Raw genomic sequence first — 26,018 nt, 5'->3', positions numbered from 1 at the left:
CGTAGCCTCTCATTGATCGACTATCAGCCATGGGCAGCAGCTTCGGCGATCTATTCCGCATCAGCACCTTCGGTGAATCCCATGGCGGAGGCGTTGGCGTGATTGTGGAGGGCTGCCCTCCAAGGCTGGAACTGGATTTAGATGAAATCCAAACAGAACTAAACCGTCGCAAGCCAGGACAAAGTCACATCACCACACCAAGAAAAGAAGCCGATCAGGTAGAGATTCTGAGTGGCTTGCTGGACGGAAAAACCACCCTTGGCACCCCCATTGCGATGTTGGTGCGCAATAAAGATCAGCGCCCGGGGGACTACACGGACATGGCCGTGGCGTTCCGACCCTCCCATGCAGATGCCACTTATCAATCCAAATACGGCATCCAAGCCCGTAGCGGTGGCGGACGAGCATCAGCCCGAGAAACCATCGGCAGAGTGGCGGCTGGCGCAATTGCCAAACAACTCTTACGCAAAGCAGCAGGAACAGAAATTCTGGCGTGGGTGAAACGGATTCACTCAATCGAAGCCAATGGCATCGACCCATCAACAGTTTCGATGCAAGACATCGAAGCCAACATTGTGCGCTGTCCAGAAGCCTCCGTGGCCAGCCAAATGATCGAACGCATTGAAGCAATTGGTCGAGAAGGCGATTCCTGCGGTGGAGTGATCGAGTGCGTTGTGAGGCAGCCTGCCATGGGGTTGGGGATGCCGGTATTCGACAAATTGGAAGCCGATCTCGCCAAGGCGGTGATGTCTCTCCCTGCCACGAAAGGATTTGAGATTGGCTCAGGATTTGGTGGAACCCTCTTGAAAGGCAGCGAACACAATGACGCCTTTATCCCAGGAGACGATGGCCGACTCCATACCGCCACGAACAACTCCGGGGGCATCCAAGGCGGGATCAGCAACGGGGAACCGATCGTGATCAGGGTGGGCTTCAAGCCAACCGCCACCATTCGCAAAGAACAGGACACCATCGACTCGGATGGCAACGCCACAACACTGGCCGCCAAAGGACGTCATGACCCCTGCGTGTTGCCTCGGGCCGTACCCATGGTGGAAGCGATGGTGGCCCTGACGCTGGCAGATCATCTGCTCAGACAACAGGGCCAGTGCAGCCTGTGGTGAGCGTCAGCCAGCCTTCGATGCAACAGCTTGATCGCGTGTTGCGGATGGGGATTCAGCCATTTTTTTAACGGATTTAGACGAGCTTCTCGTCCGCGTTCGACGTGCTGGTTTTTTAGTCGCGAGCTTCTTGTTCACCGTCTTCCGTGAACGAGAAGCAGTCGAACGACTGCGATGACTCAGCACTAACGCCCATTCCTCATCGGTGAGAGTGGAGGGCTTGCTGCCGTGGGCATACGCCAGCTTGGCGGCCTTCTCGATGTCTTTAATCAAGTTGGTCCAGGATGTTGCAAATCTCTTGTCGGATTGCGACTTGGCTCCACTCTCCACAAGAGTTTCGACAACCCCTGCAGCAGTGACCTTTTTGCGGCGTCGGTTGAAGATCTCCTTCTGAAGCTGAGCAATCAGAGCATCAGCTTTATCGCTGAGCTTGATCGTGATCTGAGACATCAAAAATGCATCGACTATCTCATCTGTAGCATTCCGGACTCATTACGACCACCCAGGCGCCTTCAAGCTGAAGTCGGCGACCAGTTCAACCAGCCGAGGAGCTCGGGATCAACAGCTTGATCCCCGACAGCTGGATCGCCGATGGCTCGACGCCCAAGAGCAACGGCGTCGTGGCCCGCTCCTAGCCAGCCTGAGAGATCACTTGTCGCTAGGCCACCTGCAGCGACCACAAAGGGCAACGGGCCCATGGGAGCCTCAAGCCTTTTCCAATAGGTAACACCAACCGTTACCGCCGGGAACAACTTGACGAGACGACAACCAAATGCGGTGGTCTGTTGCACCTCAGTGGGACTCAAAACTCCTGGAATAAGGAGCTGTCCTCGATCCCGGGCCGCACCAACCAAGGAAGGATCCCAACAGGGAGCCATCGCATAGGCAAGGTCAAGCTCATGAAGGTCTTGAAGAGCCTCCATCGCCACAACCGAAGCAGCTCCCAGATAAAAGCCGGGGCAACACCCTTGGATCTCGCGCACAAAACGTCTCCAACCCACGTGGGAGCTCCAAGCCACCTCAACGTGACGAAGGCCTGCATCGTGAAGAACCTTCAGCTGATCAAGGAGCCTTTGGGAGTTCAAGGGGTCGTCCAACTGTGGACGCACAACCAATAAAAAAGGCTGGCACCGCAGTGAGGCAATGATTGCCTCCTGCCGCGCCAGCCACTTGGAATGATTGGAATCAGACGTATTCAGCAATCCGTACGTCACGCTTGATCAAGAGCTCCTGTAGCTCCTCCGAATCAACAGTTTCCTGCTCGATCAACATCCCCGCCAGCTCATCAAGAACAGCGCGGTTATCAACCAAAACCTTGGTGGCACGCTTGTAGGCGACATCAACGAGCTCAGAGACTTCCTGGTCGATGGTGGCCGCAGTTTCCTCAGAGAAGTCACGCTCAGCGGCGATATCGCGCCCCAGGAACATTCCTCCTTGGGCACGCCCTAAGGCCACTGGTCCGAGAACGTCACTCATGCCAAATCGGGTGATCATCTGACGTGCAGTGGAAGCCACCTGTTGAAGGTCGTTCGAAGCACCTGTAGTGACTTCGTCTTCGCCGTAGACAATCTCTTCAGCAACGCGACCACCCAGGGCCACCGCCATTTGATTTTGGAGATAAGCGCGAGAGTACAAACCCGACTCCATCCGCTCTTCACTTGGAGTGAAGAACGTGAGGCCGCCGGCGTTACCCCGAGGAATGATCGAAATCTTTTGAACGGGGTCGTAATCAGGCATCAATGCGCCGACCAAGGCATGGCCAGCCTCGTGGTAAGCCACCAGGCGTGCACGGCGTTCACTCATGACACGGTCTTTTTTCTCAGGACCGGCCATGACACGCTCGATGGCATCACTGATCTCGTCGTTGCTGACTTCGGTTAACTCGCGGCGAGCCGCCAAGATTGCGGCCTCATTGAGGAGGTTGGCAAGGTCAGCACCCGTATATCCGGGAGTCCGGCGCGCAACCTTGTCGAGGTCGACGTCCTTCGCCAAAGTTTTCCCTCGGGCATGAACACCCAAGATTTGAAGACGCCCGGAATAATCAGGGCGATCAACGGTGACTTGACGGTCGAAGCGACCTGGGCGCATGAGTGCGGCGTCCAGCACATCGGGCCGGTTGGTGGCAGCAACAATGATGATGCCGGTGTTGCCCTCAAAACCATCCATCTCAGTCAAGAGCTGGTTGAGGGTTTGTTCCCGTTCGTCGTTACCACCACCTAAGCCTGCACCACGCTGGCGTCCAACCGCATCGATCTCATCGATGAAAACGATGCAGGGTGCATTCTTCTTCGCCTGCTCGAACAAGTCGCGGACGCGGCTTGCACCAACACCAACAAACATCTCAACAAATTCTGAGCCGGAGATAGAGAAGAAGGGAACCCCTGCTTCACCAGCAACAGCTTTCGCCAGGAGGGTCTTACCGGTGCCTGGAGGACCGACAAGCAGCACACCTTTTGGAATTTTGGCTCCGACAGCCGTGAAGCGATCAGGATTTTTGAGGAAGTCGACAACCTCCGTCAGTTCAAGTTTGGCGCCTTCGATGCCTGCAACATCGGTGAAGGTGATTTGCGTCGAGGGTTCCATTTGGACCCGTGCCTTGCTCTTACCGAACTGCATGGCGGGGTTACCACCACCGCCACCTTGGGCTCGGCGGAACAGGAAGAACAATCCACCAAGCAGCAATAGAGGGAAGACCAGGCTTCCAGCTGCCTGCTGCCAACCGGGCGTTTGACGAGAAGGCTGGACCGCAATGTCGACATTGTGTTCAGTCAGCAAACCAAGCAACTCACGATCGGGTGCAAGGTTCACTTGCGCCCGTCGACCGTCGTTCTCAACCACTTGGGCCGTGCCTTGATCGGGTGCGATCAGCACGCGACTGATCTGGTCATCTTTGACAGCTTCAACAAATTCGCTGTAGCGAATGGTGTTGACCTGGGGCTGATTACCACCGCCACCGCCGCCAAAAAAGGCTGGTGCAATGACGACAATGGCCAAGACCAATAGGGCACCAAGCCCGATGTTTCGCCAACGCTTGTTCACAGGTTGCCTCTACAAGATGAAGGAATGTTAAACGGGGTTAGGGAATCATGAGGAACGGAGCACCTCAACGACACTCTTGAAGGCAAACCACTCGGGGATTTCCTCACCACCACGCAGCATTTTTCGGAACTGGGTGCCGCTGAGCTTCTTCACATGGAGACCACGCGCTTCAGCATGTTCAGCGGTGACATAGCCCTCCTCCTGCGTGTATACGAGGTTGAGAGATGGCACAGTCTCCATGGTGAGCTCTGGCGCACACTCCTTCGCAAAGTTCTGGGCGTCATAGGGGCCGTAAAAATCATCGCCGCTCAGAGATGATTTACAGCCCGCCATGTCACGCCCAATGATGAAGTGGGTACATCCATAATTCCGGCGAATAATCATGTGCTGGAGGGCTTCCCGAGGACCTGCCATGTGCATGGCATAGGGGAGATAAGCCCACCGAATCCGCTCGTTGTTGACTTCGGCAGCCAAGCGTTCGTAGGTCTCAAAACGCACCGAACCTGGAATGTCGTCCTGCTGGGTTGGTCCACAGGTGGGATGCACTAACACCACGGCGTTTGCGCTCACATTTTGGGCATGTAAAGCCCGGGTAAACAGTTCATAATGCGCGCGATGAATGGGGTTGCGGCATTGGAAGGCCACCACGTCTTCCCCATGGGGCAAATCAGAACGAACTTCAGCCGGGGTTTTGCAAGGGAACACCCGACTTGGCAGCTCTAAGCCCTTCAGCGTGCCGCCTAAGTAGAAGCATTTGCGCTCCATCGCGATCATGCGCACAGCGGGGTGTTCAAGCGATGTCGTGCCGTAACACCCCTGGGCCTCAGCCACTTTGTTGGGTTCCCACTTGTCCTCAACCTCGAGGAGAGCAAGCTCTTGCCCCTTGTAGGTCAGCAAAAGTTTGTCTCCCACCACCACATCGTCGCGATCGGTGTCCATCACGATTGGTAAACCGAAGAGATGGCCTGCTGAGGTGCGATGACCAGAGACCACAGCGTTGTAGTCCTCCTGGTGCATGAAGCCGCGAAGGGGGGAGAACCCGCCAACCACCAGCAACTCCACATCACAGGCGTTGCGGTCGGAGCATTCCAGCGTTTTGGTTGCAGATGCCTTGAGCGCAGCATGCTCAGCGCTTGGCACCATTAGATCCACCAGCGTGCCGCCATAGGGAGCAATCACTCCGGATCTCTGGGCTGAGGCAGAAGCACTGGCGGTCATGGAAACTCACTAAGACCGCGCGATTCTCACAGATGAACGCTGATACGCCCAGCCCCAAAAAAAAAGGGGGCTCTCGCCCCCCCAAGATTGATTGATCAAACCCAGTGATCAAGCTTCTTCTAAGCGGCCATAAAGTTCGCCAACCACTTTGATATCAACAACCTCACGGCCACCCATGTCGGAGTCGGAGGGCTGAATCGCTGTAAAGACACCTGCGAACTCACCGGTTTCGGGATCCACCTTGGTGATCGACATGCTCATCGTGCCAACCCCATCGATGTAGCGCTTGTTGTTGTCTTTCTCGAGATCTTTCTCGTCGCCGCCGAGGGCAATCAAACCTTGGGCGTACTGAACGCCGGTGGTGAGTGCACGCCCCTTGGGATCAATGAAGTTGCTCGTGCGGTAGCTCGGAGTTCGATAGGTGCCTTCGAAATCCGTGCTGGTTGTGATCGCTGAACCATCAGCAGTGGCACTCAAAGACTTACTGGAGAACGAGAACGGAAATTCTTCACCGCCGGGAACAAGAACCGTGATGGGCTGGAAGTCGATCCCGCCTTTTTCCTGGAACTGAAGGCCAGATTCGGTGACCGTTAGATCGCCATACACCTCATCGAGGCTTGAGGTGTAACGGGTAAGAATTTTGCCCTCAACAAATTCAGCCTGCTGGCGAATGTTCTTGGGCTCCTCCTTGGCATACACCTGTACGGGATGCATGCAAATCCCGCGAAGCTCATACTTCTGACCGGCGGTCAGTGGGATGGAACCACGGGCGGCGTCGCCGATTGTGGGGCAATCATTGGCTTTACCAGTGTTGCGAATGTCGTCGTAGGTGACGTTGGACTCGCCACGGTTTGCATCATTGCCACCGCTGCAAGCCGTAGTGAAAAAGGTGAGGCATAAGGCCAGCACTACGGCCAGCAGGGAACGAATGCGCATGGGAGGAGCCTGACGACTTAACGCTATTAGGAACGGCAATGCCGTCGATTCTCGATCTTACAGGCCATGAAACTGAGGCCAGAGCCAGCTTTTGCAGGTCTCAACAACTTGTTTAATTACCAGCTCTCGTTACGACCATCGGCCGCAGCCGCCGCGGCGATATGGGACTGATACATCGCATCGAGCAGCTGATGGGCCATCGTCAATTTGGACATCAATGGCATTTCATGCGTCCAGTCATGACCTAATAACCAACCACCGTTGGCCTGGTCACCAAAGCCCTGGCCGAGGCGATCAATGGGATTCACCATCAACAAATCACACCCCTTCGCATCAAGCTTGGCCTTGCCTTGGGCAATCAGGGCTGCGTCCTCGCCTGCCAACGCAGCAAAACCAAGCAGGGTTTGTCCGCGAGGGCGATGCTTCGAAAGCGCCGCCAACAAGTCTGGAACCTGACTCCAGCCCGAGGCCAGCAATTCGGGCAACTGCTGTTTCGAAACTTTGGTTTCTAAACGCTCCGCACGGCGCAGATCAGCTACAGCAGCCACCATCGCTATTGCATCCAGCGATGGTTGTCGATCGCTCAAGACGCGCTGCATTTCATCAGCAGTGGTGACAGGGATGCACTCAATCCCCTCACACCATGGCTCTGGGACGGATATCGGTCCATGCACCAGTTGAACAGTGGCTCCGCGCAAACGCGCAACCTGGGCCAGCAAGACCCCCATATGCCCCGTACTTCGATTGGTGAGAACCCTGGCTTGATCAATGGGCTCATGGGTGGCCCCGGCAGAGACCATTAAATGTTTGCCCTCCCAATCACGATCAGCAATGGCACCCTCCTCGCTCCGACTGAACAAGGCTGCCGCTGCCAACTCGATCAACATTGGATCCGCCATTCGGCCATCACCGCGGCGATCGCAAGCCAGCAACCCAGACGCAGGGAGAAGGGGAACAACCCCCGGGAAAGACTGAACGACTCGCCAATTTTGCTGAACAGCGGGGTGATGCCACATGGCCGTATTCATCGCTGGGGCAACCAAAACAGGCACCTCAGTTGCCAGAAGCACGCTGGCCAATAATCCTTCTCCTGATCCTTGTGACCAACGGCTCAGCGTGCTGGCACTCATCGGAGCGACAACGACTAAGTCGGCCCATTCAGCCAATTCAATGTGCAGTGGTCGGCTTCTCGACGGATCCCACTGATCGCCATCGCAGTAACAGTGATGGCGGCTCAAGCTTGCGAGGGCCACTGCGCTCACTAAGCGTTCAGCACTGGGGGTGACCAAACAGCGCACCACAGCTCCAGCTTTCACCAGAGCACTCACTAATAACGGTGTTTTCACCGCAGCAATGCTGCCGCTAGCTGCCACGAGCACATGGCGCCCAACCAACGGACCAGGCATTGAATCAGTCCTCATCGAAAGGTTCCTGATCCACAAGATGGTGATACGGAAGGGTCAACTCAGGCCGATGAATGGCCAGGGCTCGCAACAGATGCCAATCCGTAAGGCTGTCGAAGGGAGTGCGGTAATCGTCTTCTTCAAGACGCCGAGCCAGCTCCGCCGTCGTGGCGTCATCAAATGCTTCGAGCTGTTCCGGCGTAACCATCAGCTTTCGCAAAGCGCCATGCTCCAGTTTGACGCAATCCCTGACAGCTAGCGTTTGGTGGCGGGGAATTAGCTCAGCTGGTAGAGCGCTGCGATCGCACCGCAGAGGTCAGGGGTTCGAGTCCCCTATTCTCCACTCAAATGCGATGCCACATCCCCCTTCTGCTGGCGCTCGGTTCTGTGGTTCTCCTGAGCACCTTGGCCCGTCCCGCAGCACTGCTGACATTCACAGCACTGGCCATGGCTTGGGCTGTTGGTCAAAAACAAATTCGCCGGCACTAACCCCCTATGGGGTAAAAGGGGGGTAACTATCCCCCCCTGTGATCGATGTCGCAGTCGAAACGCGAACAGGTCGTAAGCCACCTGCGCTACATCCGGCAGGAGCTTCGTGAGATGCACCAAGGCGTGATGGAAGACGGTCTCTTGCCTGAAGCAGGAGAAGTTCGAGGGGTGATGGCACAAATGGAGGCTCTCTTGGAGCTCCTTGAGGGCAAATCATCCCGCAAAGCGAAAGCTGAATCCAAATAGATCCAGACGCATACCGATCCTCGAGCCCAGGTCACACCTGGGCTTTTTTGGTGGGGTTGGCGTTTCGTAGGGCATAAAACCGGTCAGGTCCTGACGTTTGAGGTAAACAGGGGTCGAAACATTGGCCGGGTGATGGAGATCCCTGGTTCCTGGCTCATTGGCTTCATCTGAATCGGGAGTGTGAACCTTGCGACGACTCCAATCCACTCGCCTGCAATCCCAATGGGGCGAAGCAATCAATCGTCTTGAGCTTTGGACCCAAAATCCATGGAGAAGGTTGTCGCTTCTCGCCATTGCCCTCCTCAGTGGCTTTTTGTTGGGTAGTGCTGTGACCTCCGTCGCGGGTGTTCTCTCCCAAATGGATCCCGTGGCCTCGCTCATTGTGGTTCTTGGAACCGAATTCACTCTGCGTCGCGTTCGCAGGTCGGGAGGCTCATGGACGCTCCCGGAACAACTGCTAGACCTCAGCCGAATCGGCTTTCTATATGGGCTCTTTCTTGAGGCGTTCAAGCTGATTTAACGGCGCATAAGTCGTTTACGCAGACAAATCCACGGGAGCTCCATAGCCTTCGAATTGGCTCCTCTGCTGCCATTCATGGCTGGCGATCACTATTTCTTGGAATTGGAACCGCCTGAAGAGCGGCTTCGCCATGCCCCCCATGTGGTGATTGTTGGTGGCGGATTTGCTGGAATTCAAGCCTGTCGTGCCTTAGCTCAATCAGAGGTGCGGATCACCCTGATCGACAAACGCAACTTCAATTTGTTCCAGCCGTTGCTTTATCAAGTAGCAACGGGATTGGTCGCGAGCGGCGACATCGCAACACCCCTGCGCGAGCTAGTGGGCAAACAACCAAACGTGCAAATCCTGCTCGGCGAAGTCACTCAATTGATCCCCGATGAACACAAGATCGTGTTCAACGGAAAAACGTTCAGCTACGACCATCTCGTGCTCGCAACGGGATCTGGCAGCAGCTTTTTCGGTCAAGACCAATGGCGCACTTTTGCGCCACCCATGAAAATCCTTGAGCACGCCGAAGAAATCCGCAGACGCCTACTCATGGCGATGGAACAAGCGGAGCAGACTCCTGATCCCGAAGCACGGCAATTTCTTCAAACCGTTGTTGTGATCGGCAGTGGTCCGAGCGGCTGCGAGATGGCAGGCGCCGCCTCTCGAATGCTGCGCTGGTCCCTGAAGGATGCCTACCAGCAGCTCGATCCAACCCAAACCCGAATTCTTCTCATTGACCCGGGTGAGAAAGTGCTACGAAGCATGCCTAAGGAGCTCTCCAAGGAAGCCCTGCAAGCACTGCAAAAAGCGGGCGTGGAATTCCTGCAGCAAAGTCGTGTGCAAAGCATGCGCCCAGGGGAAGTGGTGGTGAGCACTCCAAATGGAGAGCAATGCATTCGAGCCGCCACCGTGATCTGGACCGCAGGTGTCCGTGCCTCACACCTAGGACAAGCGTTAGAAGCCACAACCGGTTGCAGCCTGGATCGCGGCGGACGCGTTGTGGTGGAACCTGACTTTTCTATTTATAACCATCCTGAGATTCGCATCGCTGGTGATCTCTGCAGCTACAGCCACACCAACGATGGTCAACCCCTCCCTGGCATGGCAGCACCCGCCAAACAGGCGGGCAGTTTCATCGGCAAAGACATTGCCGCCGTGGTGGCCGGTCGTCCACGCCCGACGTTTCGCTATTTAGATCTAGGGAGCATGGCCATTGTCGATGGGTCGAGCGCCGTTGCCGATTTGCGAGGCCTCAAATTCTCAGGACTGATTGGAGTGCTGCTTTGGGCAGGAGTGCACTTAGGGCTCATCCATGACATGCAGCAACGGGTCTCCCTCGCCACAAAGTGGGTTTTTGCTCTGATCACCCGTCAGCGAGCATCCATGTTGCTGACGGGCATGCCCAGCCAGCACATCGCGCTCAATGCAGCGGACGCCCACTTTCCAATGCAAACCGGTCTTGGGCCATCAATTGCTTCCCCAGATGCGGCTTTGCAAGCAGCCATGGAGTACTACTCCAAGGAAATCTCAGGGATATCGATCACTCAAAAGACGAACACTCAAGAGCTGATCGACACCAATGGGGATTCCGCAGCGGACTCAGCTGCTGCCATCAAGTAAAGCAGCGCCATGCGAACAGGAACCCCGTTCCTGACTTGCTCTTCCACAAGGCACATGGATGGGTCATCCAACAAGCGGCTCGTCATCTCCACGCCACGGTTGACAGGCCCAGGATGAAGGACGGGAACGTTCCGTCCACACAACTGAAGGCGCGCATGGCTCAACCCATAGTCCCGGTGATAGCGCTTAAGGCTGGTCAACAACTGCTGTGTCATGCGTTCCTTCTGCAGTCGGAGTGTCATCACGGCATCGGCACCCGGCAACGCTTGTTCAAGACGGCGTTCAATGGTGACCTTGCCGCGCTGCGCAATGGGATCGCAGGACTGCCCGGGCGGTGGGGCATCCACAAACGCAGCAAAGTCATCTGGCAACAAACTCGGTGGTCCACACAGCACCACATCCGCGCCACATCCAGTCAGTGCCCAGAGATTGGAGCGGGCCACACGGGAATGCAGGATGTCGCCGACAATCACGATTTTTTTACCGTCTAAAGATTGAGGCGTTGGCTTCTGGGCATCGAAGTGACGGGCCAGGGTTAGAAGATCCAACAAACCCTGACTTGGATGGCTATGAAGACCATCTCCTCCATTCAGCACCACGGTGCGCTCCCCCAGCTGATCTAAATCAGCGGCGAGTTGCTGAGGAACGGATGTGGAGCGATGACGAACCACCAGCACATCCGCGCCCATAGCGACGTAAGTGCGGGCGGTATCCAAAACGCTTTCTCCCTTACTCAGCGAACTGCTGGAGGGAGAAAAACTCATCACATCGGCTGAAAGCCGCTTTGCCGCCAACTCAAAACTGCTCCGCGTGCGGGTGCTGGGTTCAAAAAACAGCGTGGCCACAAGACGTCCCTGCAGCGCCGGCAACTTGCGAACGCCTGTTACCGGAAGGGATCGAAACCGTTGAGCCAGTTCAAGGATCGAAGCAAAATCGTCCCGAGAAAAGGAAGCAAGATCAAGAATGTGGCGGTGCTGCCAACCGCTCATAACGCCCCCTCATCACACGGTGACCACGCCTGATCAAGCGATGGTTGGCGATCCCCCATGGCACGACGACTGATGCTGCGACTCAGCTGCAAATACCAACGCCATGGGAGCTCCTGCCCCTGAGAGATTCCAATTCGCGTTGTGGTCACAAGCACTGGGCTAGCGAGGGATGCCGGTCTTGGTGCCAGCCACACGTCATGTTCGCCCGTCACCGGACAACTGTCATCTCCCCGATCAAGACCAAAACGCCGAGCCAGCAAACCTGGGCCAGCTGCCACCCGCTCCAGCTCACCTGGCATCGCGATCGCCCGAAGCAAAACACCATTGGCCCAATCAGAGCGATCCGTCACCACATTCACGCAGTGATGAATGCCATAGCTCACATACACATAAAACCGACCAGGCTCACCAAACAGCGTTTCGTTCTGCGGTGAGCGGCGGCGGTAGCCGTGGCAGGCAGGCTCGTCCTGCGAATACGCCTCCGTTTCCACAATCACACCCGACAACAAACTTCCATCCAGCTGCCGTTTGACCAACCTGCAGCCCACGAGATCCGGTCCGACCAGTTCGGCTGCACGGGAGAAAAATGAAGACGGGAGAGCTTGCGAGATGTCGCTCTGATTAACGATGCCGAATCCGACCGGTCCACCTCTAAAAATAAACATCTGTGCAAAGGGGAAGTCAGCACAAACGTTGGATCAATGTTTTTTGAAGAACACAATGGCGTTGGGGCAACCAGCGATTCAGACACGACGCCCTTCTAACTCTCCGAGCGCATGCCCGCCTCAACCGATCACGCGTCCAGACAACTGCAAGCCCGGCGGGACAGCACGTTTTTAGTGCTAGCCGGACTGTTCTTAGGAACGCTAGGGATGCTGAACATCCTGGGACTCACGCGCTTCCTCCAACTCGGGCACATCGGTGCCTGGCCAATCGTGGTAGCCATTGGTGCACTCCCATACCCAATCACGTTTCTCTGCACAGACCTGATCAGTGAGTTGTGGGGAGAAGAGAAAGCCAACCAGTTGGTGTGGGTGGGGTTACTGCTCAATGGCTGGGTGGTGCTCATCCTCTGGCTTGGAGGCCTATTACCGGGTTTACCAGGCAGCGACGACAGCACCTTCCGCACCATCCAAGAACTCAGCTTTGGCGCGATCGGGGCTTCCATGGCGGCATACCTGACGGCCCAATTTATTGATGTGCGCCTGTTTCATTTTTGGAAGCAGCTCACGAACGGCAAAGCACTTTGGCTCCGCAACAACGGCTCCACCCTGGTGAGTCAACTCGTCGATACAACAGCCGTGGTGTTGATCAGCCATTACGGAGCCCATGTTCTGCCCATCGATCCGGAGAGTCCACTCGTTCCGCAACTCGGCAGCTTCATCGTGGGCGGATATTTGTTCAAAGTATTGGCTGCCCTGGCCGATACGTTGCCCTTCATCTGGCTCACGGGCTGGCTGCGTCGATGGCTCGATATCCCTGGAGACGGAGTGGAGCTACTAACGCCCTCCATCAATGATCGGCAAGTCACCACGGAAGCGAACTGAACTCCTGCAGTGCCGCTACTGAAGCGCCAAGCTGTTGTTAACGGAACAAGACCACCATGGATGCCGCTCTTTCCGGCTTCAATCTCGGAACAGTGCTCTTAGCCAGCATTGTGCTGTTTCCCTTGGCCTGCTTGTTCTTTGGCACCCGAGGCGGTTACTACAACACCGATAAGTACGACGGGAACGGAACTGCGCACTAGATGCATTTCAGGGTCTAGCAACCCGATCGATCAACACGACACCACCCTTTGAGATGCCTGCCTCGCTTCCCAACCCTGCTGACAGTACGGAAGACATCCGCCTGGCACTGCGGAGTTGGCCTGAGGTGGAAACCTATCTCCAAACCTGCAAAGGCGTGATTATTCCGTTGGGATCCACGGAGCAACACGGTCCAACGGGGGCGATTGGAACTGATGCGTTAACGGCGGAAGCCATCGCCCTCGAAGTCGGTCGGCGGACCGGTGTTCTTGTCACACCAGCGCAAGCTTTTGGCATGGCTGAACATCACCTGGGGTTCGCCGGAACCATGAGCTTGCAACCCGCCACACTTCTGGCGGTCATGCAAGACCTCGTTTTGTCCTTAGCGCGCCATGGCTTTGAACGGGTTTTCGTGATCAATGGCCACGGTGGAAACATTGCTACGACCAAAGCGGCCTTTGCTCAGGCCCATGGCACAGCAGCAAGTCGCGGGCTGCCTGCATCACCACACCTACGCTGTCGCCTCTCAAATTGGTTTATGGCGGGCCCAGTGATGCGGCAAGCCCGTGATCTTTACGGCGACAAAGAAGGGCATCACGCCACACCAAGTGAAATCGCCGTCACACTTCAGGTGGAACCCAGCTTGCAAAGCAAACAGCGCGACTTGGAAGATCCAGCACCCGCTGGACCCATCCACGGTCCTGATGACTTTCGTCGCCGCCATCCCGATGGCCGCATGGGATCCCACCCATCGTTGGCAACAGCAGACCATGGAGCGTCCATCATCGAGACAGCTGCCACCGCGTTGAGCGAAGATCTTCGTAGTTTTCTGAGCGACCCATGAGCCGGATCTCCGCCGACGATGTCCGTAAGGTCGCCAAATTGGCCCGCCTCAACCTTCCAGACGACAAGATCGCCACTTACACAGGGCAGCTGGAATCCATCCTGGGGTACGTGAGCCAACTCGAACAAGTCGACACGACTGGCGTGCCAGAAACTACGCGGGCTGTGGAAGTCACCAATGTGACGCGTCAAGATGGCGTGGATCCAACACCTGTACGCGAAGAGATTCTGAATCAAGCTCCACAGCGCGAGGGTGATTTTTTTCGTGTACCAAAAATTTTGGCGGACTGATTAAACCCTTAAAACGACTTCCAGCGCTTTGGTTCAGTTTTAATCGCCAGTGAATCGACAAATGAAAGCCAGCCCCGCTGCAAACGACGAGCTGGCAGCACTTTTGCAACTCGACGCATCTTTCCTCGGCGAGTTTTATGGCTTCTTACACCAACTAAAATGTCATAAAGAAAGTTATATCCATCTCGCTGGGTTTCAAAAATTCCCAAACGCTGAGGTGATCCCTTTGAATCCAGAAGCGGCTTAGTAGCTTCATAGGCCGGCTTGTATTCAAACCAGGGAATAGAAGGCCAAAGATGATGGACTAAGTGATAATTTTGTCCCATAATCAACCAATTCATGAGTTGACCAGGATAAATCCTCGCGTTGGTCCAGCGATTTCTAGATGTAAAGGGTCGGTGAGGCAAATAGTCAAAGAAAAGACCAAGAGTGACGCCCACCATGAGAGCTGGAGCGAACCAGCAATTAAAAACAAAGGGCAGGAAATCAAAACGTATCGCAGCCAGAACAATTACCAAAAAGATGCTGCGTTCAAAGCCCCATTGCATTAACTCCCAGCGCTTCCAAAGACGACGCTGAAAGAAAAACCATTCGTGATAGAAAAAACGAGGGGCAATAAGCCAAAGAGGGCCAAACGTACTGACGATGTGATCAGGGTCGTTATGGGGATCATTCACATGGGAATGATGCTCAAGATGGACGCGCGTAAAAACAGGAAAACTAAAACCCAACAGCAATGCAGAGCCATGGCCCATCAGTTGGTTAATCCAACGATTCGGATGGGCTGCGTTGTGGCAGGCGTCGTGGATGACCGTGCCTTCAAGGTGCAGGGCTAAAAAGCCTGTACAAAGCAACAGGGGCAAGGGCCAACCCCCTAAGAACCAGCCCCAAATCGTGAGAGCGGCAAGGGCATATCCGCCAAAAAACAACCCAACCGTGGGGTTCCAAGCAGAGGGAGGATCAACATATTCGCGAGGAACAGAGCGGTACCCAGCTCCTGCCAGACGCCTCTCCTGTTGTTGAGCAGGGGTCTGGGTCATTCAGTGGTCAGGCAACGCATGAAAACTTTCCTCGCACACAACGTAGGTAAGAAATGCCCACCGCGAGACTTGAACTCGCACAACCGAAGTCACTGGTACCTAAAACCAGCGCGTCTACCAATTCCGCCAGGTGGGCAGTTCACACACTTTAAGGAGCGCCGCAGAATGGGGGAAGCGATTCGCATCGTCGAACCATGCTCGCAACCCTCAGCGGAGACATTTGCCTGCTGTTCGGCCTCGCCTTACTTCTCCTTCCACTGCTCGCTGTAGAGCTCAGTCGCCCTCGAGACGGGGTGTGGGGAGCGGTTGTGCTGATCCTCGGCCTTGTGCTGGTCACCAGCAGCGATCGGATGCGGGGAGCCCCCATGCTTGCCGTGCTTTGTGGAAGCCTCTTGATCAGCCGCCTCAGTGCCGAAGTCGGGCAATCCCGGTGGCGCGCCTTAAGCGATGAAGAGCAAACAAAACTTGGATCTGCAGATCACTGGCGCAACAACCTGCAGCAACTTGGCTCCGCTATGGCAAGCCTGGGAGAAGGCCTGACAGGGATCGTCAAACAACTCAAACCAGCCGGAAAATCAGGAGTCACCTCAAAAAAATGGGTTCGACCCGAGCTGGAAGCCTCCAACGATGCTGAAGCTGAGCCTGGACCCACCACCTCCTCTGAAGGCCAGTCCGAAGAAACACCTGAAACCACACCGGCCACAAGCGCGCCAGAGAGTGAAGGCGAAGCCTGATAATTCTTCAATCAGACCAGAGAGCCTGTGAATAAAGAAACACGCGGTGCCGCTGAGGAACGTCCCTCTTACAAAAACACCCTCAACTTGCTGCAAACCAGCTTCGGGATGCGTGCCAATGCCGTCACCCGGGAGCCTGAACTTCAGAGCTTTTGGGCGGAACACGGGATTGATTTCAAGCTGGGCCTCACCAACACAGGGCCGACCTTCACCCTCCACGACGGACCTCCCTATGCCAATGGCGCCTTGCACATGGGCCACGCCCTGAACAAGGTGCTTAAAGACATCGTGAACAAGCACCAAATTTTGAAGGGGCGCCGCGTTCGGTTTGTCCCTGGTTGGGACTGCCATGGCCTACCGATCGAACTGAAAGTGCTGCAGTCGATGGATCAGGAGCAACGCAAGGCACTAACTCCGATCAAGCTGCGCAAAAAGGCTGCTGCTTACGCCCGAAAGCAAGTGGATGGCCAAATGAAAGGCTTTCAGCGCTGGGGAATCTGGGCCGACTGGGATCAGCCATACCTCAGTCTTCAAAAGGAATACGAAGCCGCTCAGATCGGAGTCTTCGGTGACATGGTGCTGAAAGGGCACATTTATCGCGGTTTGAAACCTGTGCACTGGAGCCCCAGCTCCCGCACAGCCCTCGCCGAAGCGGAGCTGGAATATCCCGATGGCCATATCAGTCCGAGTGTTTACGCGGCGTTCCCCGCTGTCGAACTTCCAGCGGCCCTGCGCGATGCCTTGCAAAAGGAAGGGATCGTTCTCCCCAGCGAAGCGGAGGAACTGGGCAACGCCTTCCACGTTGCAATCTGGACCACAACCCCTTGGACCCTCCCCGCAAACCTGGCGGTGTCCGTCAACGAGCGCCTCGACTACGCCCTCGCCGATAACGGCAACGGTCGTCTACTGCTCGTTGCAGCAGATCTGATTGAGTCTCTGAGTAAAACCCTCGGCCTTCCTCTAACGCAAAAAGCCACCGTCAAAGGTTCGTTGTTGGCTGGCCTGATTTATCGCCACCCCCTCCTGGACCGGACAAGCCCCGTCGTGATTGGCGGCGAATACATCACGACTGAATCAGGGACTGGCCTCGTGCACACCGCGCCGGGCCATGGCGTGGATGACTTCCATACCGGCCAAAAGCATGGCTTACCTGTGCTCTGTCCTGTCGACGAGGCAGGCACCTTGACCGACGAAGCCGGGGCGTTTGCCGGACTCAACGTACTGAAAGATGCCAACCCAGCCATCATCGAAGCCCTGGAGAAGGCTGATGCCCTGCTTAAGCATGAGCCCTACGGCCATCGCTACCCCTACGACTGGCGCACAAAAAAACCAACGATCTTTCGAGCCACCGAGCAGTGGTTCGCCTCCGTCGATGGTTTTCGTGACCAAGCACTCAACGCCATCGACAAAGTGAATTGGACGCCTGCATCGGGTCGAAACCGAATCGAATCGATGGTGAAGGAGCGCGGAGACTGGTGCATCTCCCGCCAGCGCACCTGGGGCGTTCCGATTCCGGTCTTCTACAACCGCACCAATGGGGAGGTCTTACTCAACGCCGAAACCTTGGCTCACATTCAGAGCCTCATTGCCGCCCATGGCGCAGATGTTTGGTGGGAAAAAGACGAGTCGGAGCTCCTCCCAGCGGCCTACGCCAGCGAAGCCAGCGATTGGCGAAAAGGAACGGACACGATGGATGTGTGGTTCGACTCAGGCTCCAGTTGGGCCGCTGTTGCAAGCCAACGCGACAACCTCAGCTACCCAGCAGATCTGTACTTAGAGGGGTCCGACCAGCACCGTGGCTGGTTCCAGAGCTCTCTGCTCACCTCTGTGGCCGTCAATGGCCATGCCCCTTATCAACGCGTTCTCACCCATGGCTTCGCCCTGGACGAGAAAGGTCGAAAAATGAGCAAATCATTGGGGAATGTGGTGGACCCGATGGTGATCATTGCTGGGGGTAAAAATCAAAAACAAGACCCCCCATACGGCGCAGATGTCTTGCGTCTTTGGGTGAGTTCAGTGGATTATTCGGCCGACGTTCCCATTGGAGCAGGAATCCTGCGGCAGCTGGCTGATGTATACCGAAAAGTCCGCAACACCAGTCGCTATTTACTCGGAAATCTGCATGATTTCGATCCAAGTCGTGACGCGATTCCAGTGAGTGAACTGCCGTTACTCGATCGCTGGATGCTGCAACGCTCAGCCGAAGTTATGGACGACATCAATGCAGCATTTGAAAGTTATGAGTTTTATCGCTTCTTTCAATTACTCCAGAACTATTGCGTTTCCGACTTATCTAACTTCTATCTGGATATCGCCAAGGATCGTCTCTATGTGAGCGCCCCTGGTGATCGTCGCCGGCGAAGCTGTCAGACAGTCATGGCCTTAATTATTGAACGCCTGGCTGGAATGATCGCTCCGGTCCTATGCCACATGGCAGAAGACATTTGGCAAAACATTCCCTATCCAGTGGCCCATACGTCGGTTTTCCAAAACGGTTGGCCCAGTGTTCCTGCCGATTGGCGAGACCCCGCACTGACATCTCCAGTTCAGCAGCTTCGCCAGCTCCGAACAGCGGTGAACAAAGTGCTGGAGGACTGCCGCAACCAACAGGAACTCGGTGCTTCTCTGGAAGCAGCCGTCCGTTTGGAAGCCCACAGCCCGGAACTCATCGCGGCTCTCCAATGGCTCGATGAGCACGGCGATGCTGAAGTTGATGGCCTGCGCGATTGGCTGTTGGTTTCTCAACTCCAAATCGGCGGAGAACCATGGGCAGAACTCTTGGCCAGCCAAGACAACGAGCAAGCTTTAATTGAAGTGGCCCATGCCCGTGGCAGCAAATGCAGTCGCTGCTGGCATTACGAAGCGGACGTCGGTCAGCACTCCGACCATCCCGATCTGTGCGGGCGTTGCATTGAAGTGCTGAATAGAAGGGATTACCAACTGGCCTGAGTCAGCAACTCAGCCGGAGGCATCGGTCCTGCCAAGACGCGTTCATCGCCAGGCATGATCGGCCCCATCAACAGCTCTGCGCGATCAAGGACGGTGCCATCCGGAAGCACCGAAGCATCGGGATCAAATCGTGTGGGATGGGTTGTACTGCTACTAAAACCACGAAAAATAAGCAGTTCAAAGGGCTCATTTCCCACGACACCCACCAGGCGCAATACCCGATCACCATGGTTCCGACTGCGCTCTTCCAGCTGAAAAACCAGTTCGACATCGGTCATCAAAAATCCCCTGCAACGCGCCCATAACGCGGTAGGCGAATCAACAACCACTGCAGGAAGCCAGCCAGGTAAGCCACCAAAGCCACGTAGCCCACAAAGGCGGCAAACGCTTCAGTCCACTGCCCTCCAAAAATGAAATCAAACACCGTGGCCGCAAATCCATGCAAACCCTGAGGCGCCTCCAGCCATGCCAAACAGTTCGCCGTTTGCCCCCCTTGTAGACAGCTGAGGCCAGTGGTGGTCATCGCCACACTGATGACAGCAAAGCCACTCAACGCCCAGCGCCATAAGCGAACGGTGAGCGGCAAAGCTTTCCAAGCTGGCTGATCAGCAAGCTCTTCATTGAGATCCACCCAGAACCACACACTCACCACCATCAGCACCGGAGCAACAACTGCCGTGAGGTATCCGAGCGGCCGCTCGTCCACCAGCAGCAGCACACTGATTCCCATGAGGCTGGCCACTTTCCAGTACAGCCCAAGAAGACGCACAACCATGGCGTCACGCCGCCATGCAGACCAAATCAATAAGACGAGGGGAAGACCCACCGCAAACGTGGCGGCCAGCCGGTAAGTCAGCCACACCAATGCGCGGTAAGACAGCTCGTTCACAGATGGGGTTCAAGTTGGCGCCATTATCGACGCGCCCGGCTGCCCTGCAGGATTGATAAGGTCCAAACCATGCCGACGTTTTCTCCCTTCAGCTGGTTGCAAGGCGGTTCCCCAGCGCCCCAATGCCGCACTGGCTTGTCATCCAAACCATCTCTGGATGAGGCGGTTCGTGATGTCGTGAATCAAGTGGGACGCCGTGGAGAGGCGGATTTAGCCCTCGTCTTCGTTTCGACTGGCTACGCCAGCGACTTGCCCCGTTTGCTGCCGATGCTCCAGAACGGTCTCCGCGCCAAACATTGGTTTGGATGCGCAGGCGGAGGAGTAGTCGGAACCAACGCGGCTGGCAGTGCCTCCGAGCTCGAACAGGGGCCGGCCCTCAGCGTGACGCTGATGTGTCTCCCGGGAGCCGACATTCAAACCAGCGTTCTCAGTACTGATCAATTGCCAGACCTCGATGGAGCCTCCATCAACTGGCAGGACTGGGTTGGCATTCGTCCCGATGCAAGCCGCAGCCAAATCGTTCTGATCGATCCCAGCTGCCGGGGCATCAACGACCTGATTAGTGGTTTGGATTACGCCTACCCAGAAGCCGAAAAGATCGGCGGCATCGCAGCTCCCCACAACGCCCCCCATGGCTCCCTTCTGGTCGACCAAAACGTGGTGACGGGTGCAGCAGTCTGTTCAATCGGCGGTGACTGGGTGTTCGACACCGTGGTCGCCCAAGGATGCCGTCCGATCGGGCCAGTCTTCGCCATCGAACAAGTGCAGCGCAACGTGTTACTCGAGCTCAACGACGGCACCACAACGTCGACTCCAGTGGCCTGTCTGCAACGGGTTCTTGCCGGCCTGAGCGAATCGGAACGCGAGTTGGTGCGGCACTCGCTGTTTCTTGGTATTGAGCGTCGCAACCTTCAACTTCCAACCGCAGAAGGGCAACCCAAAGACAGCGCTTTTTTGATTCGCAACTTGATTGGTGTCGACCCCAACAATGGTGCTGTGGCTGTCGCCGAGCGGGTGCGTGCTGGCCAAAACGTCCAGTTTCATTTGAGGGAAGCCGAAGCCTCCCGTCAAGAGGCCCTTGCCCTGCTCAACGAACACGTCGATGCGGTGGAGCAACCGATCACGTTCGGACTTCTTATGGCTTGCCTCGGCCGCGGCCAAGGCCTCTTCGGATCACCTGACGGTGATGTGAAGCTGGGTCGCAGTGTGATGCCTGACCTACCCATGGCGGGTGCCTTCTGCAACGGTGAAATCGGCCCCGTCGCGGGAACCACCCACTTGCATGGCTATACCGCCTGCTGGGGGCTCCTCCGTCATGCCCCCGTCTCAAGCTCGAGCAACCGATAGGCCCTTGCGACAGCACGTCAATCCCCTCAGTCGTTCGTTTCAGCTGCCTCTACGGTTGCCCCCACCAAACGACCTATTCGCTCACCCCGAGCACCCGATCCATCTCGACATCGGATGCGCACGGGGTCGATGCATTCTGGGTTTGGCCGACCGTCATCCGGATTGGAACCACATTGGGGTCGAAATTCGGCGCCCCTTGGTGATCCCTGCCGATCGCGAAGCTCTTGAGAGCCCCCATGGGAACGTGCGGGTGTTGTTTTGCAACGCCAATATCAGCCTCGAAGGGTGGATGGAAACACTGCCCAAGGATCGCCTCCAGCGGGTGTCCATTCAGTTTCCAGACCCTTGGTTCAAGCGACGCCATCGCAAACGGCGGGTCTTGCAACCCCGCCTCCTCATGGCAATCGCCTCGGCCCTTCAGCCCGGGAAAGACTTTTTTATCCAGAGTGATGTGCGGGAGGTGATTGATCCGATGGTGATCCTCACGGAACTGTCTGGTTGTTTCGACCGCCCTGACGGTGATGCGCACCCGTGGCGCAAAACGAACCCGTTATCGGTGCCAACTGAGCGGGAGCGTTATGTGATGGATCAGCAGCTTCCCGTGTATCGGGTGCTCTTCCGTCGCAATCACACCAATCAACCTCCCATCGAAGCGCTAGAGCAGCGCTGGCAGCAGATCGATAATCCAGGTAGTGCTCCAATGCCAGAAGCCTGAAGGATGCCCGCAACGGATGTGTCCAGTCATGTCTCCAGTCGCTCGATACCAATGCTGTCGCGCTGGCAGGGCCTCCTAAGGGCAAGCCCTGCCACTTTGCACAGATTGGAGCTGTTAGCGGGCTGTCTTTTGATCGTTCTGCTCGGCGGTCTGCCGTTCTTCACGCGTTCGGGACTGACCCTTTTGATGTTGAGCAGCGGCCTTCTCTGGGTGATTTGGAGCCTCGTTACACCAGCCGCTCCGATCGAAAAAATCACAACCTGGCTCCTGATCATTTTGGGAGTGGCCGTTCTGGCCACGGGGGTTTCACCTGTACCGATCGCAGCGACAAAAGGACTGTTGAAACTGCTGAGCTACCTCACGGTATTTGCGTTGATTCACAAGCTTCTGATCCATCACCAGAGGTGGTGGGATCGCCTCCTGGCTGGCTTGCTCTGTGGTGGACTCCTCAGCAGTGTTTTGGCTCTCAGGCAGCTTTATGCCAGCACTGAAGAACTGGCGGGTTGGGCTGATCCGAACTCCATGAGTGCTGGCACCATCCGGATCTACGGACCACTGGGCAACCCAAATCTTTTAGCCGGCTACTTGCTGCCCTTACTGCCGTTCGCGGCGATCGCCCTATTGCGCTGGAAAGGTTTTGGTTGTCGGCTCTTTGCAGGTGTCACCTTGGTGCTTACCACCGTCGCCACGGTGCTCACCTACAGCCGCGGAGGTTGGTTAGGGCTGATCTCAGGCCTCGCCGTTGTTGTGCTTTTGCTCTTGGTGCGCAGCACACAAACGTGGCCGTTGATCTGGCGACGGTTACTCCCGCCAGCCGTTTTACTCCTTGGTGTTGTTGTGCTCGTTGTCGCCACCACTCAATTCGAGCCCATCCGCACAAGAATCAGCAGTCTTCTGGCCGGTCGTGGGGACAGCTCCAACAATTTCCGCATCAATGTTTGGTTCGCTGCAGCTGAAATAGTTCGCGACCATCCCTGGCTGGGCATTGGTCCTGGCAATGCCGCCTTCAACAGTATTTATCCGCTGTATCAGCAACCCAAGTTCAACGCCCTCAGCGCCTATTCGGTGCCCCTCGAGATCCTGGTGGAGATGGGGGTTCCAGGGCTAATTGCCTGCTTGGGACTTCTCAATGCTGCAGTGCGCAAAGGCTTGGCAAGCCTTCACCTCGATCGCCCAGAAGCCTTAGCAGGCATTGCTTGCCTGGCTGCCATCAGTGGAATGTTGGTGCAAGGCATCACCGACACGATCTTCTTTCGTCCGGAAGTCCAACTCACTGGCTGGTTTGCCCTAGCGACCCTATCCAGCCAAACCGATCAGTCCAAGGAGGCGTAATGCTGCTCGCAGGATTTGATGCCGGACAAACCAAGACGCGTTGCCGAATCAGTCGCTGGCAAGACGGTCGCTGGGAGCCGATCAGTGATGGTGATGGCCCCGGCGTTTCTCACCTGGCATCAGCCGGAGGTGTGGAGCGTTTCCGGGAAGCCATCCGCTGTAGTAGCTCGGAAGCGATGAATCATCACCCGGACTTAGCCCTCGATGGTGCCGTGATCGGCGCTAGCGGCATCGAGCAAGGATCCGTCGTCCAAGAGCAGGCAACGGATCTACTCGCCAAAACCTTGGCCCTACCAACGCCTCAGGTGCTGGCCACCGGCGATGAACGGACGGCCCTACGGGGCGCTTTCCCCAACGATGCCGGCATCGTTGTGATCAGTGGCACGGGAATGATCTGCCTAGGGCGAACTGATCAAGGTATGGAGCATCGCTGCGGAGGGTGGGGCTGGCTGTTGGATGGGGCTGGCTCAGCCTTTGACATTGGTCACCAGGGTCTTCAACTGACTCTCCAAATGGCAGATGGGAGGAGACCCGACCATCCATTGCGCAACCAAATCTGGACAGCCCTGGGTTGTACAACCAGCGCAGCAGTGAAAGCCAAGGTGGTGCAGCCAAACTTTGGTGCTTCAGGTTTTGCCGCGCTGGCCCCTTTTGTCACCGCAGCTGCGATGCAAGAACTGGGCGAAGCCCGCTGCATTCTTGAGCGATCAGCCCTGGCCTTAGCGACGTCTATCCACACAGTGGCTATGAAGCTCCAGCTCGATCATCCAGATCTGGTGGGCCATGGTGGAGCCCTCGAGCATCTCGATGGCTTCAGCAGTTTGGTGAAAACAGCAGTTCAGACCGTTCTCCCATCCAGCCACTGGATGCCGGCCGCAGGTGATGCCTGTCACGGCGCTTTGGTGATGGCCCAAGAACGCGTTGTTAAGCAGCGTTGAGGGATTGGTCCACTACGGATGCCAGGTGGTTAGCCCAGTATTCAACAAGGGACATATCAGCAGCCTCCACCATCACTCGCACCAAGGGCTCCGTGCCGCTCGCCCGCACCAAAACACGGCCGTCTGAGCCCATGGTTTCCTCAGCAGACCTGATCGCCGCCATGAGTGGCTCACAACTGGACCACTGCTTGCGTCGAGTTTGGCTTTGCACCGTGACATTCACCAACTTCTGCGGGAAAGGCTGAAAGCTGCGATCCAACCAATCGCTCAGCGTGATGCCCTGGGCATGACACAAGGTGGAGAGTTGCAAGGCGGTCAGCACCCCATCCCCACATAGGCCATGGGATGCCGCAAGGATGTGACCCGATTGCTCTCCGCCAAGGGCGGCTCCACTCGCCACCATCGCAGCATGGACATGCTGGTCTCCAACAGGCGTGCGCTCGAGGATGCCGCCCCGCTCTTCCCACGCACGTTGAAAGCCAAGGTTCGACATCACGGTGGCAACAAGTCGTTGATCGGTTAACGCGTGTTGGTCCTGCAGCACGGATCCCCAGAGGAACATCACGTGATCGCCATCCACGATCCGGCCGCTGCCATCCACGGCCAACATCCGATCCGCGTCGCCATCAAAGGCAAAACCCATCACAGCGCCTCGATCTTTCACAGCATCTCGTAGGGGGCCTAACGCCGTTGAGCCACAACCCACATTGATTCGGGAGCCATCGGGCTCACCATGCAAAACAGTCAGATCAGCGCCAAGGGCCTGAAATGCTTCAGCCCCACAAGCCGTGGCAGAGCCCCAACAAAGGTCGAGCACGATCGGAACCCCGTCGAGTCGGTGGGTGCCAACAGCAGAGAGAAGCATTGATCGATAATCCGACAAGAGATCGGAGCTCTGCCGCAGGCCTCCACAAATCGAGTGGTCATGGTCGGAATGGTCGATCTCACCACGCAGACCAGCCTCGATCCGGGCCTGACGCTCGGGGGTCAACTTCGCCCCGTTCGCTCCAAACACCTTGATGCCATTATCCGCTGGTGGGTTGTGGCTCGCAGAAACCATCAGACCGCCTGCTGCTCCAAACTTGCGGATCAACAGCGGCACGGCAGGGGTAGGACACAAACCCAGATTCCACACCTCACGCCCAGCGGCGGTGAGGCCAGCGGTTAACGCTGACGCAACCATGCTGCCGCTCGTGCGTGAATCCATCCCGATCAACACAGGCCCCTCGACGGCCAACACCCGTCCAACCCAGTAACCCACTTGCAAGCAAAGGGCGGGTGTCACGACGCTGCCCACGCGACCGCGAATACCATCAGTCCCGAAACCAGGGATGGCATCTCCAAGGGTCGGACCAGCAGGAGAAAACGCCGCTTGAACCATGGGTGTCAATCGTGGAGAGCAGATTACGGAAACGCCACCCTCACTCCTTCAATAGGTCTAACGCCAAGGACCGGGGAGGCAAAGCAAAACGATGTGCTCTCGTGCAATCCAAATCAGAAGACTCAGAAACCCCCCACACCACTCCAAAAACCAGCGCCGCCAACCAGGTGCGGCTTCGCTGCCAGCACCCTGGATGACACGACAGGATCACTGCGCTGAGTAGAACCCGCTGATTAGAACCCACA

28 protein-coding genes and 2 tRNA genes are annotated in these 26,018 nt (G+C 56.5%); 16 read left to right on the top strand and 14 right to left on the bottom strand.

Features of this window, described 5'->3' with window-relative positions; genetic code table 11:
• Positions 1–29: 29 nt before the first annotated feature.
• Positions 30–1,124: a chorismate synthase gene (gene aroC, locus BL107_RS03270; RefSeq protein ID WP_009788847.1), complete on the top strand. Its 1,095-nt coding sequence runs from the start codon at positions 30–32 to the stop codon at positions 1,122–1,124.
• Positions 1,125–1,127: 3 nt separating this feature from the next.
• On the opposite strand, the gene BL107_RS03265 is transcribed toward aroC, so the two are convergent.
• The 7 genes from BL107_RS03265 to BL107_RS03235 form a co-directional block, all read right to left on the bottom strand.
• On the bottom strand, positions 1,128–1,571 hold the full coding sequence (locus tag BL107_RS03265; protein ID WP_009788846.1) for a hypothetical protein: 444 nt from the start codon (positions 1,569–1,571) through the stop codon (positions 1,128–1,130).
• Between the two features lie 62 nt (positions 1,572–1,633).
• Positions 1,634–2,335, bottom strand: coding sequence for a bifunctional 4-hydroxy-2-oxoglutarate aldolase/2-dehydro-3-deoxy-phosphogluconate aldolase (locus BL107_RS03260; RefSeq protein ID WP_232192733.1), 702 nt, complete (start codon positions 2,333–2,335; stop codon positions 1,634–1,636).
• The gene (gene ftsH / locus BL107_RS03255; protein ID WP_009788844.1) at positions 2,307–4,160 is read right to left on the bottom strand and encodes an ATP-dependent zinc metalloprotease FtsH; all 1,854 of its coding nucleotides are present in this window, start codon (positions 4,158–4,160) and stop codon (positions 2,307–2,309) included. Before ftsH ends, BL107_RS03260 begins: the two co-directional genes overlap by 29 nt.
• A gap of 45 nt (positions 4,161–4,205) precedes the next feature.
• A complete protein-coding gene (gene sat, locus BL107_RS03250) occupies positions 4,206–5,378 on the bottom strand; it encodes a sulfate adenylyltransferase (RefSeq protein WP_009788843.1) in 1,173 nt (390 codons plus the stop codon).
• 108 nt (positions 5,379–5,486) lie between these two features.
• Positions 5,487–6,314 carry a photosystem II manganese-stabilizing polypeptide gene (locus BL107_RS03245; protein WP_009788842.1) on the bottom strand — a complete coding sequence of 276 codons (828 nt, stop codon included), beginning with the start codon at positions 6,312–6,314 and terminating at the stop codon, positions 5,487–5,489.
• Between the two features lie 116 nt (positions 6,315–6,430).
• Positions 6,431–7,720 carry a bifunctional phosphopantothenoylcysteine decarboxylase/phosphopantothenate--cysteine ligase CoaBC gene (gene coaBC, locus BL107_RS03240; RefSeq protein WP_009788841.1) on the bottom strand — a complete coding sequence of 430 codons (1,290 nt, stop codon included), beginning with the start codon at positions 7,718–7,720 and terminating at the stop codon, positions 6,431–6,433.
• 4 nt (positions 7,721–7,724) lie between these two features.
• Entirely contained in the window at positions 7,725–7,925 is a 201-nt protein-coding gene (locus BL107_RS03235; RefSeq protein ID WP_009788840.1) for a DUF2555 domain-containing protein, read from the bottom strand.
• Between the two features lie 62 nt (positions 7,926–7,987).
• Between BL107_RS03235 and BL107_RS03230 the strand changes: the two genes are divergently transcribed.
• The 5 genes from BL107_RS03230 to BL107_RS03215 all read left to right on the top strand — a co-directional run bounded on the left by BL107_RS03230 (position 7,988) and on the right by BL107_RS03215 (position 10,580).
• A tRNA-Ala gene (locus BL107_RS03230) sits at positions 7,988–8,060 on the top strand.
• A 5-nt stretch (positions 8,061–8,065) separates the two neighbouring features.
• Positions 8,066–8,206 carry a hypothetical protein gene (locus BL107_RS12560; RefSeq protein WP_009788839.1) on the top strand — a complete coding sequence of 47 codons (141 nt, stop codon included), beginning with the start codon at positions 8,066–8,068 and terminating at the stop codon, positions 8,204–8,206.
• Between the two features lie 45 nt (positions 8,207–8,251).
• Complete coding sequence (locus tag BL107_RS03225) at positions 8,252–8,452, top strand: hypothetical protein (protein ID WP_006850779.1); 201 nt, start codon at positions 8,252–8,254, stop codon at positions 8,450–8,452.
• Between the two features lie 187 nt (positions 8,453–8,639).
• The gene (locus BL107_RS03220; RefSeq protein ID WP_037987982.1) at positions 8,640–8,972 is read left to right on the top strand and encodes a DUF565 domain-containing protein; all 333 of its coding nucleotides are present in this window, start codon (positions 8,640–8,642) and stop codon (positions 8,970–8,972) included.
• 75 nt (positions 8,973–9,047) lie between these two features.
• Positions 9,048–10,580 carry an NAD(P)/FAD-dependent oxidoreductase gene (locus BL107_RS03215; protein ID WP_037987981.1) on the top strand — a complete coding sequence of 511 codons (1,533 nt, stop codon included), beginning with the start codon at positions 9,048–9,050 and terminating at the stop codon, positions 10,578–10,580.
• Here BL107_RS03215 and BL107_RS03210 read toward each other — a convergent pair.
• Positions 10,520–11,569 (bottom strand): aspartate carbamoyltransferase catalytic subunit, encoded by a 1,050-nt coding sequence (locus tag BL107_RS03210; protein WP_009788836.1) that lies wholly within the window; start codon positions 11,567–11,569, stop codon positions 10,520–10,522. The two genes, BL107_RS03215 and BL107_RS03210, sit on opposite strands and share 61 nt — an antisense overlap.
• Positions 11,566–12,234: a DNA-3-methyladenine glycosylase gene (locus tag BL107_RS03205; RefSeq protein WP_009788835.1), complete on the bottom strand. Its 669-nt coding sequence runs from the start codon at positions 12,232–12,234 to the stop codon at positions 11,566–11,568. Before BL107_RS03205 ends, BL107_RS03210 begins: the two co-directional genes overlap by 4 nt.
• 111 nt (positions 12,235–12,345) lie before the next feature.
• Here BL107_RS03205 and BL107_RS03200 point away from each other — a divergent pair, with 111 nt between their 5' ends.
• From BL107_RS03200 to gatC, 4 genes are read left to right on the top strand one after another with little or no spacing between them, the layout of a single operon-like run.
• Positions 12,346–13,116, top strand: a complete 771-nt coding sequence (locus BL107_RS03200) for a queuosine precursor transporter (protein WP_156779373.1) — start codon at positions 12,346–12,348, stop codon at positions 13,114–13,116.
• 56 nt (positions 13,117–13,172) lie between these two features.
• Positions 13,173–13,316 carry a hypothetical protein gene (locus tag BL107_RS12855; protein ID WP_009788833.1) on the top strand — a complete coding sequence of 48 codons (144 nt, stop codon included), beginning with the start codon at positions 13,173–13,175 and terminating at the stop codon, positions 13,314–13,316.
• Positions 13,317–13,369: 53 nt separating this feature from the next.
• A complete protein-coding gene (locus tag BL107_RS03195; RefSeq protein ID WP_009788832.1) occupies positions 13,370–14,158 on the top strand; it encodes a creatininase family protein in 789 nt (262 codons plus the stop codon).
• On the top strand, positions 14,155–14,448 hold the full coding sequence (gene gatC / locus BL107_RS03190) for an Asp-tRNA(Asn)/Glu-tRNA(Gln) amidotransferase subunit GatC (RefSeq protein WP_009788831.1): 294 nt from the start codon (positions 14,155–14,157) through the stop codon (positions 14,446–14,448). The genes BL107_RS03195 and gatC overlap by 4 nt, the downstream gene beginning before the upstream one ends.
• Positions 14,449–14,456: 8 nt before the next feature.
• Here the strand turns inward: gatC and crtR are convergent, their stop codons facing one another.
• The gene (gene crtR / locus BL107_RS03185; RefSeq protein WP_009788828.1) at positions 14,457–15,488 is read right to left on the bottom strand and encodes a beta-carotene hydroxylase; all 1,032 of its coding nucleotides are present in this window, start codon (positions 15,486–15,488) and stop codon (positions 14,457–14,459) included.
• A gap of 54 nt (positions 15,489–15,542) precedes the next feature.
• Positions 15,543–15,624: transfer RNA gene (locus BL107_RS03180), tRNA-Leu, on the bottom strand.
• A gap of 58 nt (positions 15,625–15,682) precedes the next feature.
• Between BL107_RS03180 and BL107_RS03175 the strand changes: the two genes are divergently transcribed.
• Both BL107_RS03175 and ileS read left to right on the top strand, forming a co-directional pair.
• The gene (locus tag BL107_RS03175) at positions 15,683–16,222 is read left to right on the top strand and encodes a Ycf66 family protein (protein ID WP_009788827.1); all 540 of its coding nucleotides are present in this window, start codon (positions 15,683–15,685) and stop codon (positions 16,220–16,222) included.
• A gap of 27 nt (positions 16,223–16,249) precedes the next feature.
• Positions 16,250–19,171: an isoleucine--tRNA ligase gene (ileS, locus tag BL107_RS03170; protein WP_009788826.1), complete on the top strand. Its 2,922-nt coding sequence runs from the start codon at positions 16,250–16,252 to the stop codon at positions 19,169–19,171.
• Here ileS and BL107_RS03165 read toward each other — a convergent pair.
• A complete protein-coding gene (locus BL107_RS03165; RefSeq protein ID WP_009788825.1) occupies positions 19,156–19,449 on the bottom strand; it encodes a hypothetical protein in 294 nt (97 codons plus the stop codon). The genes ileS and BL107_RS03165 overlap by 16 nt on opposite strands.
• On the bottom strand, positions 19,449–20,060 hold the full coding sequence (locus BL107_RS03160; protein ID WP_009788824.1) for a DUF3177 family protein: 612 nt from the start codon (positions 20,058–20,060) through the stop codon (positions 19,449–19,451). The genes BL107_RS03165 and BL107_RS03160 overlap by 1 nt, the downstream gene beginning before the upstream one ends.
• A 69-nt stretch (positions 20,061–20,129) precedes the next feature.
• Here BL107_RS03160 and BL107_RS03155 point away from each other — a divergent pair, with 69 nt between their 5' ends.
• From BL107_RS03155 to BL107_RS03140, 4 genes are read left to right on the top strand one after another with little or no spacing between them, the layout of a single operon-like run.
• Positions 20,130–21,407: an FIST N-terminal domain-containing protein gene (locus BL107_RS03155; RefSeq protein WP_009788823.1), complete on the top strand. Its 1,278-nt coding sequence runs from the start codon at positions 20,130–20,132 to the stop codon at positions 21,405–21,407.
• A gap of 4 nt (positions 21,408–21,411) precedes the next feature.
• Positions 21,412–22,122 (top strand): tRNA (guanosine(46)-N7)-methyltransferase TrmB, encoded by a 711-nt coding sequence (gene trmB, locus BL107_RS03150; protein WP_037988717.1) that lies wholly within the window; start codon positions 21,412–21,414, stop codon positions 22,120–22,122.
• A gap of 3 nt (positions 22,123–22,125) precedes the next feature.
• Entirely contained in the window at positions 22,126–23,454 is a 1,329-nt protein-coding gene (locus tag BL107_RS03145; RefSeq protein WP_037987978.1) for an IctB family putative bicarbonate transporter, read from the top strand.
• The gene (locus BL107_RS03140) at positions 23,454–24,392 is read left to right on the top strand and encodes a BadF/BadG/BcrA/BcrD ATPase family protein (RefSeq protein WP_009788820.1); all 939 of its coding nucleotides are present in this window, start codon (positions 23,454–23,456) and stop codon (positions 24,390–24,392) included. Before BL107_RS03145 ends, BL107_RS03140 begins: the two co-directional genes overlap by 1 nt.
• On the opposite strand, the gene glmM is transcribed toward BL107_RS03140, so the two are convergent.
• On the bottom strand, positions 24,379–25,773 hold the full coding sequence (gene glmM, locus BL107_RS03135; protein ID WP_009788819.1) for a phosphoglucosamine mutase: 1,395 nt from the start codon (positions 25,771–25,773) through the stop codon (positions 24,379–24,381). The genes BL107_RS03140 and glmM overlap by 14 nt on opposite strands.
• Positions 25,774–26,018: the final 245 nt, after the last annotated feature.

The sequence above is a fragment of the Synechococcus sp. BL107 genome, from assembly GCF_000153805.1.
Taxonomy (GTDB): domain Bacteria; phylum Cyanobacteriota; class Cyanobacteriia; order PCC-6307; family Cyanobiaceae; genus Parasynechococcus.
This window is presented reverse-complemented; position numbering and strand designations above follow the sequence as displayed.